The following is a 476-nucleotide window of genomic DNA, read 5'->3' as shown; positions in this document are numbered from 1 at the left end:
GCCTTAAATATATCTATTTTAATTAATTAGTCGCTGCAGGCTTTGTTTTTATTGTTAAATCCTGGGGATTTTTAACCTTGTCTTTTGTCAGCGCCAGTTCAATGACTTCTTTCATTTCCGTTACATAATGGAAATTCAGGTCTTTGATATAGCTTTCTTTAATTTCCAGGATGTCTTTTTTATTCGATTTGCATAAAATAATATCCTTGATATTTGCCCGTTTGGCCGCCAATATCTTTTCTTTGATACCCCCAACAGGAAGAACTTTCCCTCTTAAGGTAATTTCTCCTGTCATCGCCAAATTTGATTTTACCTTGCGTTGCGTAAATGCAGAAGTCAGGGCTGTAAGCATGGTGATACCAGCAGAAGGACCGTCTTTAGGGGTTGCTCCGGCAGGAACGTGTACATGGATATCAAACTGGTCAAACAATTCGTAGGCAATACCAAATAAACTGGCGTGAGCGCGGAGATAAGCC

General features: G+C 39.5%; 1 protein-coding gene. It reads right to left on the bottom strand.

Going from position 1 to position 476, the window contains the following annotated elements:
- Positions 1-22: 22 nt before the first annotated feature.
- Positions 23-476, bottom strand: a 454-nt coding sequence (locus tag JHD67_RS21445) for a S16 family serine protease (protein WP_304487908.1), incomplete at its 5' end; no start/stop codon positions are given.

Source organism: Dyella sp. ASV21 (assembly GCF_016428975.1).
Classification (GTDB): domain Bacteria; phylum Pseudomonadota; class Gammaproteobacteria; order Xanthomonadales; family Rhodanobacteraceae; genus Dyella.
Note: the sequence above shows the minus strand (reverse complement) of the source record. Positions and strands in the feature narration are given on the sequence as shown.